A 7,829-nucleotide genomic window follows, 5' to 3' on the forward strand; every position below is an offset into this window, starting at 1 on the left:
CTTCTATGAAAAAGGAATGTGTATTCTTTATCATTTAAAAGGTTAAATAATACCACATAGAATATAGTTTACGCTAATTTCACACTGATATCAACCGATTTTTGACAATTTGTCCATTTTTCTCGTCGTAAAGCACCGGAGTATCAGTGAGAACCACTTCTCCAGACTGCAGATACTTCAGTACATCCATACTAAATATTTCCACATGGACCTTCATCCCCAGCTCTTTTGACAGCTGCCTCTTCAGATCCCTGTTGTCCGGATAATTCCTGTGAAGAAATTCGGGAACAAACTGCTTTTTATTTCCCGAAAGCCAGTCATATTTCAGAAGCTCATTGAGGACCACCCTCTGTGGTGCTCGTCCGCTTTCTTCCAGATAACGGAGAGAGAACTCCAGCAACACCTGGTACTGCTCTTTCGCACCAAGGCTTCTCCCCTTGCAGCCCTCCTGAAGATATGCGCCAAGTTCCTTGTAGAATCTGTAAGGATCCTCTTCCTCGGCCAGTATGTAGGTCAGGGCTGCTTCAAATCTTCCTGAGTTGTAGTACTTCTCCAGCGCCTCCTCCGTATGATGAAGACTGCGCAGATCGGAAAAGCTCATCCAGCTTGTCTTGAGCACTTCATAAGGAGCAAAGGGGCTGTAGACGATGCCGTACTTTTCCGCGTCTCTTTCCATGGGCGTTCCCTTGATGACCTTCAAGAATCCCAGCTGAAGCATATCAGGCTTCAGGGCATAGACATCATTGAAGCTCTCGTGGAAGCTCTCCAGGGTATCGTAGGGCAGTCCTGCAATGAGATCCATATGATTGTGGATGTTTCGAAGCTTCACCAGTTCCCTGAGCTTGGAAAGAACCTGACGGAATCCGATGAACCGGTTTATGGCCACTAATACGTCCTGCCTTGTGCTCTGAATGCCCACCTCGAACTGGATCCTTCCCACAGGCGTGGTCTGCAGAAGCTTCACATGCTCCTCCGTGATGAGGTCCGGTGAAATCTCAAAATGAAAGGTCACATCGGTGTCCAGGCCAATAAGGTAGGACCAGATGGCTAGGGCATCAGGGTGGATGTTGAAGGTGCGGTCGATGAACTTCACCACCTTTGTGCCGGTTTCAAGGAGCTTGTCCACCCTCAGAACCACCTCGTCATAGGGAAGGAACCGTAGATCCCGTTCCGAAGAAGACAGGCAGTAGCTGCACTGATAGGGGCATCCCCGGGACGCTTCAATATAGGAGAGCTTTCCGGTGAGGTCCTCGCCTTCGTCGTAGGGATAGGGCACTTTTCTCATATCCATCTTCTCCCGGTCGGGATTCAGGAAAATCTCAGCGCCTTCTCTATAGGTCAGTCCTTTGACGCCGGAAAGATCCTCTCCATGCAAAAGAGAACCTAAAAGGTCCACATAGGTAAGTTCTCCTTCCCCACGGATGATAAAATCTCCCGCCATGATGGATAGGTGTTTCTTACTGTCGTATGTGACCTCAGGTCCTCCATAAAGTATACCGATATTTTCGTCTACGCGCTTAATAAGCACGGAAAGTTCCCTGACCAGATCAAAGTTCCAGATATACACCGAGAACGCCACCAGGTCAGGTTTCCTTTCAAGAATTTCTTCCAGGATCTTGTCCTTCATTTCGTTGATGGAAAACTCCAGTCTCTCTGTTTCCACGTTCAGATCCGCTGAGATCTTCTCCAGATACCTGAGACTGATGTTCGTGTGAATGTACTTGGAATTGATTGCTGCAAGTATTACTTTCATCTTCTGTTTCCTTATATGTCTTTATAATGTTTCTCATAGTAGTCCAGAAGAAGTCCTGCCGTTGTATTCTGGGCCACTTCCAGCATTTTTCTGGAAAGGGTCTCGTACATGACTTCCTTGTCTTCTATGCTTTTGTACTTTTCATAATAGAAATTCGCCACCACAGCATTTTCTCTGATGTAGTCATCCAGTGTTTCAAATCTCAGGATCCCTGAGTCCACCGAATAATCGATTTCCGCAAAGATTTTCTTCTTGATCCAGGTCTCATAGGATTTATGACTGTCCAGCAGCCTGTTGTTCACATGCTGTGGCACTGTCATGTCCTGAGCCAGATGACAGAATACGCCCAGGTAGAAGACTGAACGCTCTATGTTTCCTTTTTCCAGATACAGCAGAGATTTATGCATGTTCTTCTGCGCTTCAGTCAAACCATCCGAGAATCCGAAGAGTCCCTTCTGCTTCTCGTTATGGTAGAAGTGGTTGATGGACTTGAAGTCCTGGTCTGCCCACGTGGCTCCCTCGTTGAGGGATTTGATGTGGTCTTTGTAGAAGTCAGCGGCTTCCGTGTAGCCTTCGTTCTCCAGAATCACCACGGCCTGAATGTTGATGAACCGGTGCACCATGCAGGGGGTCTTGAATGCCATCTTTTTAAATGGATTGGCTGCGAGCATCATGCCCGTCAGCACTTTTCCATAGGTATTTTCAAATCTGTTCTTCTTTCTTTCTTCAAATGTTCCTTCCATAGCTACGACAACTCCTTTGATTTCAGATCGATTGTTTTCTCTGAAACCCATGTTTTCTAATTGATAATTGATTTCAATTGTCTTATTACCATTATAGGATATTTAACTTTGAAACACAAAAAACAATCCGTGAAAATTTCATTTGGAGTTATTTCATTCTTCTCTGAATCCCCTTGGGAATCATGCGATAGATTCTTGGAGAGATCTCATTGAGTTCATCACTTGTGATGCCTCCCGTAAGAAGCATGGACACGGCATAGACACCCATCCCGATGAAGATGTTGATCATGGTGAGAACGCTTGCTATGAGCCTGCCGGCTGAAACCATTCCGAAAAGTCTTCCAAGAAGAAATATCACAATGCCCATGAACACGGCAGATACCACCGGTCCGAAGGCATTTTTGCCAAGCTTCACTCTGTATCCCAAAACCGTAGTGATCAGATAATGATTGATGACAAAGGGAATGAAGAAGTTGGCCACATTGGACACCAGCGCGCCCATGATGTTGATTTCAGGCATGCCCACAAGGACATAGTTTATGACAAGTCTTGCAAGGATTCCGCCCAGCATGGTGAAGGTCCCCCAGTAGAACTTTCCGAGCCCCTGGAAAATCACCGTCTGAATCTGAATCATGCCCAGAAAAATGACGCTGATGGATCCGTAGCGCAGAAGCTCCACACCTGTCTCGTACCCGAGAACATCATAGATGGGGCCTGCCAGAACGGTCATGCCCACAAAGGAGGGAACAGAGACCAGAAAGACCATCTTCACTGCATAATTGATCTTCTTTCGGATGGAGTCCTCATCGCCTACCGCCTTGGCAGCGGAAACCCCTGGAAGAAGCACCGAAGCCAGAGCCACCACGATGGTGTTGGGCACGAACTGCAGACTCTTGAACTTGGCCAGTTCACTGTAGGCTGTCTTTGCAGCCGTATAAATCAGCCCTGCATCCAGAAGACGGTTGTTGATGATCAGAGAGTCGATGAACCCGCCCAGATGGATGACCCCTGCGGATATGGTGATGGGGAAGGAATAAGAGAGCAGTTTTCTCACAAGCTCTTTGCTGGTGTGATGATAGGCATTCATATCCTGGTCGCTTCTTCTGATTTTATGAAGTCTTCCCTTATAGAATTCCCTCACCAGCAGAAGAACAGCGAATAGTGCGCCCACACTGGTTCCGAGGGTTCCGCCGGCTACGCCGTAGACCATGTCCACTTTCATGAGCAGATACGCTCCAATCAGCGAAACCACCACATTGATGAGCTGCTCCAGAATTTTGGATAAGGCATTGGCGGAAACATATCTTCGGCCCAGGAAATATCCTCTGTAGGAAGATAAAATGGCGGTGATCATCACCGTGGGTGCCAATGCTCTTATGGCAAGGGTCGCCTCCGGTGTCTCCGCAGCCTGGGTAATGAAGGGCGCCATGAAAAACAGAAGAAGCCCCGCAAAAAGTCCTCCTCCGATGAGGAGGGTTCTTGAAAGACGAAAAGCCCGAAGGGCATCTCTGGGGTTGTTCTGTGCGTAGAGCTCCGAAATGAGTTTCGAGATTCCTCTCTGGATGCCTTCATTGGTCAGCACATAAATCAGCGTAAATGCGTCATAGGCCACAACATAAATGCCGTGACCTACCCCGCCCAGTATTCTGATTAGAAGTGGCACATAGACCACAGACATGATTTTAACAAGGAGCTCCGCCATGGATAAATAGGCGAACCCCTTTCCTGTGGATTGCTGTTTCATAGACTCCTCCGCTTACAGATCGAACTTGAACAGATCACTCTTGATCTTCTTCAGAAGTGGAGGAAGCTTCTCCGCCACCACCTTGTTGCCCAGGTATTCCAGTTTCCCGTCGGGATTCCTGAAGGTCACCTTATATGCGTAGAGGAACTGGAAGGTCAGGTGATATTTATTGATGAGATAATTATTGATTTCCTTGTCTCCGTATTTCGGATCGCCGATGATGGGATTGCCTAAGGATGCCAGATGGGCTCTTAACTGATGACTTCTTCCTGTGAGAAGATCCAGCTCCACCAGGGAAAACTGTCCTGTGCTCTCTTCGGTTTTCACGGTCATGGCAATCTCTTTCTTTCCAGGACCTGCCTCATCACTGACACTGCTGATGTTGTCGTCGGTTCTCTTCTCGATGTAGGCTCTGTATTCTCCATCCTTGATTCTACCCTTGACGATGGCATAATAGTTCTTGACGATTCTGCCGTCTCGGATCATTTCATTCAGGGCTTTCAGCGCTTCATAGTTCTTCCCGTAGATGACGATGCCGGAGGTGTTTCGATCCAGTCTGTTCACCGGGGATGGGGAGAAGGTCTTCTCTTCATTGGGGTCGAATTCCCCTTTTCTGTACAGATACGTCAGCACCTGATCCGTCAGGGTAGGGTCGCTTCCCTCATTGTCCTTGTGTACAAGGATGCCGGGCCACTTCTCCACCATCAGAATGTTCTCGTCTTCAAAAGTCACCTTGAATTCAGGTTCCACATCATAGACCTTCTTCTTGGCCTTGGGCGCATCGGAATAGAGATACTTGATTTCAATCACATCTCCCTCTTCCAGGAAAGTCTTTTCCTTCCCTTTTGCTCCGTTGATCCGGACATCCCCTTTTCGTATGGTCTTGAAGATGGCAGACAGCGGGACGTCCTTCAGATATTTCCTCAGGAACTTGTCCAGTCTCTGACCAGCTTCGTTGGGTCCAATTTCTATTCTCATATTTATCTCCTAATTCATTGCAGAATGCGCAAAAGCATCATTAAATTTTATATCACCCTATATTATAGTACGAAACGGCTTCTTTTTCTCTCTTTTCCATGAATAAATCTTGGGCTATAGATATGAAGCTCTTCTTTCGCCCTGGTGATGGCCACGTAGAAGATTCTTCTTTCCTCTTCCAGATTCTCCAGGGATGCACCGTGAGGCATATAGCCCTCCACCGCATTGATGACGAATACCTTGTCAAACTCCAGTCCTTTTACGCCATGTACCGTGGACAAAGACACCTTCGCTTCTGTGACTTCCGCCTCTTTTGTGGAAGCCGTGAGCAGGTCCAGCGGATTGTCATAGTAGGCCGCCACTTCCTTCATTTCATCCAGCTCCTCGAAAAGCTCTTCTTCGTCTCTTCCCGTACGCTCCGCGTAGGTTCTAAGATACTCCTCATAGCCCAGCACCTTCTCGATGTATTCCACCACACGTTCAGTCGTCATTTTCCTGATCCCAGAAAGATCCCGAAGAAACTCTCTGTTCTTGATGATCGAGTAATTGTTCTTGGTAGGGTCCAGAAGGATCTTCTCGATATCCTCTCCCAGGCCGATCTTTCTCATATCCGCTTTGGACTGATATCGGTAGGGTTTGTTGACGATCCTTAAAAAGGCTTCTCTATCGTCTTGATAAGCCGCTCTCAGATAATCCAGGATGTCCTTGGCGATGAATCCCTTGAAGAAGTTGTAGTTGTCTCTGGAATGAAAGGCAATCTTCTCTTTACGCAGAAATTCCTTCACACGCATGCCTTCTCTGTTGGTTCTGTAGAGAATGGCATAACTTCCGAAAGCGTCTTTTCTGATTTCATTGGCAATGTCCAGCAGCATCAGCTCCTGATTTTCAGGAAAGATCTTCGTGATCTTCCTCTTTTCCTTTCGGCTGGCAAGAAGCTCCTTCTTGTTCCGGAGAGCGTTCAGCTGGATGACTTCTCCCGCATAGTTCACGATGTTTTCCGTGCTGCGGTAGTTGTATTTAAGATACAGCTTCTTCCCCTGGAACATCTTCTCGAAATCGATCATCCCGCTGGGATCCGATCCCCGGAAGGCATAGATGCACTGATCCTCATCTCCCACGCAGAACAGTCTGCGCTCCATGGAGATCTTCTGTATGATCTTCAGCTGAATGGGGTCCAGATCCTGAAACTCGTCGATGAGGATATGACTGTGGGCATTTCTGAAAGCCGTCAGAAACGCTTCGTCTTCAAACTGGCGGAGCACTTCGATCTGGAGATCGTCAAAATCAAGCAGTCCACGCTTTTTCCGCTCCGTCTCATAGATATCATAAGCCTTCTCAAACAGATCATCCTTATGCGTCAGCACCAGGTCCGTCTCCTTCAGATAGGTCTTCACCTTGTATTTTGAAATATCTCTCAGTATGGTCTCCACGTCATCGTGGTCCAGCTTCAGTTCCTTCTGGAGCCTGCTGCGGATGAGAAATTCATCCTTCCCGTAGATCATGCTGATGTTTCCACTTTTCACTCGAAGAATCCGATAACAGAGTCCATGGATGGTGCCGAAGAAGGGTCTTACACTGCCCTTCCCCTGAAAACGCTCTTCCATTTCCACCGCGGATGCCTTGGAAAAAGTCAGTACGACGATCTTCTTCGGAGAAACGCCTTCTTCTATGATATGCTGGAGTCTTCGAAGCATCACCGTGGTCTTGCCCGATCCCGGGGGTGCCACCACGAGAACCTTATTTTCTTTTGTCAGATATGCACTCTGCTGATACTTGTCCAGTTCCAAAATTATCTTCCTCCAGTCCCTTTTCTTTCGTAAGTCTCTATTCTACCCTATTTCATCTGCTTAGGAAAGAATCCGTCCATTATATTATGCAATCAAGGAGAAATCCGATGCTTTCCCGGGCAAATGAAAAGAGGCCATAAAGCCTCTAGGATTCCATTCATTCCGTTCTACATGAAATTCGGAGAAGTGATTCCGGCAAGAATCACAAGAAGCGACACCGCCGCCAGAAGCACCATTCCGCCTGACTCTTTCTTCTCCAGAATCAGCGAGGACAGCGCAGTATAGAGTCCGAAGACCAGGAAAAACGGCCAGATGAACCAGGTCCAGTAGTAGAAATAACCAAGTCCGTTCATAAGCTGAAGCAGCAAGAAAACCCCTCCTCTTTTTGTCGACTATTATCTGTAGATGCTGCTGAGCATGGTGATGACCCCCAGAATGAATACGGGGATTCCCCAGGCGCCCTTTGGTGATTTCATGGAAAAGAAGCCCAGAAACACCGCCAGCGCACCCAGCGCTACAGGCTGCCAGAACCATCCGGCCACAGCAGCCAGAAGTCCTCCCCAGATCATGTAGCTTGCCGTATCGTTTCGAAACTTCATGGGTTCTTTCCGATCGTCCAGTCTGAAAAACATAGTATAACCCCCTTCCAGATCAGTTTCTGTTTCCTATTATCTCTTATTCTACCAGAAATGTTTCATCATTTCCTTAAATGCATCCATCTTCCTTTTCATCTCACAGGAGAAAAACATCACGCTTCCGTTTTCGAAAATCCGATGCAATCTGATATAATTAATTAGGAAAGAATGATAATCGTGGGCAAAACA

Annotated in this window: 7 protein-coding genes; all 7 read right to left on the reverse strand. The window is 47.3% G+C overall.

Translation table 11 applies throughout. The features are described from left to right. Positions 1–79 precede the first annotated feature (79 nt). Positions 80–1,753 carry a DUF4080 domain-containing protein gene (locus tag ACHAL6_RS13695; protein WP_395271230.1) on the reverse strand — a complete coding sequence of 558 codons (1,674 nt, stop codon included), beginning with the start codon at positions 1,751–1,753 and terminating at the stop codon, positions 80–82. A gap of 11 nt (positions 1,754–1,764) precedes the next feature. Continuing rightward, on the reverse strand, positions 1,765–2,496 hold the full coding sequence (locus ACHAL6_RS13700) for a zinc dependent phospholipase C family protein (protein WP_395271231.1): 732 nt from the start codon (positions 2,494–2,496) through the stop codon (positions 1,765–1,767). Positions 2,497–2,644: 148 nt separating this feature from the next. Further along, a complete protein-coding gene (locus ACHAL6_RS13705; RefSeq protein WP_395271232.1) occupies positions 2,645–4,240 on the reverse strand; it encodes an oligosaccharide flippase family protein in 1,596 nt (531 codons plus the stop codon). Positions 4,241–4,252: 12 nt separating this feature from the next. Continuing rightward, positions 4,253–5,218 (reverse strand): RluA family pseudouridine synthase, encoded by a 966-nt coding sequence (locus ACHAL6_RS13710; protein WP_395271233.1) that lies wholly within the window; start codon positions 5,216–5,218, stop codon positions 4,253–4,255. 62 nt (positions 5,219–5,280) lie between these two features. Then, positions 5,281–7,005 carry an ATP-dependent helicase gene (locus ACHAL6_RS13715; RefSeq protein WP_395271234.1) on the reverse strand — a complete coding sequence of 575 codons (1,725 nt, stop codon included), beginning with the start codon at positions 7,003–7,005 and terminating at the stop codon, positions 5,281–5,283. 167 nt (positions 7,006–7,172) lie between these two features. Continuing rightward, complete coding sequence (locus tag ACHAL6_RS13720; RefSeq protein WP_395271235.1) at positions 7,173–7,373, reverse strand: hypothetical protein; 201 nt, start codon at positions 7,371–7,373, stop codon at positions 7,173–7,175. Between the two features lie 27 nt (positions 7,374–7,400). Next, positions 7,401–7,637: a hypothetical protein gene (locus tag ACHAL6_RS13725; RefSeq protein ID WP_395271236.1), complete on the reverse strand. Its 237-nt coding sequence runs from the start codon at positions 7,635–7,637 to the stop codon at positions 7,401–7,403. Positions 7,638–7,829: the final 192 nt, after the last annotated feature.

Source organism: Proteiniclasticum sp. C24MP (assembly GCF_043951855.1).
GTDB lineage: Bacteria > Bacillota > Clostridia > Clostridiales > Clostridiaceae > Proteiniclasticum.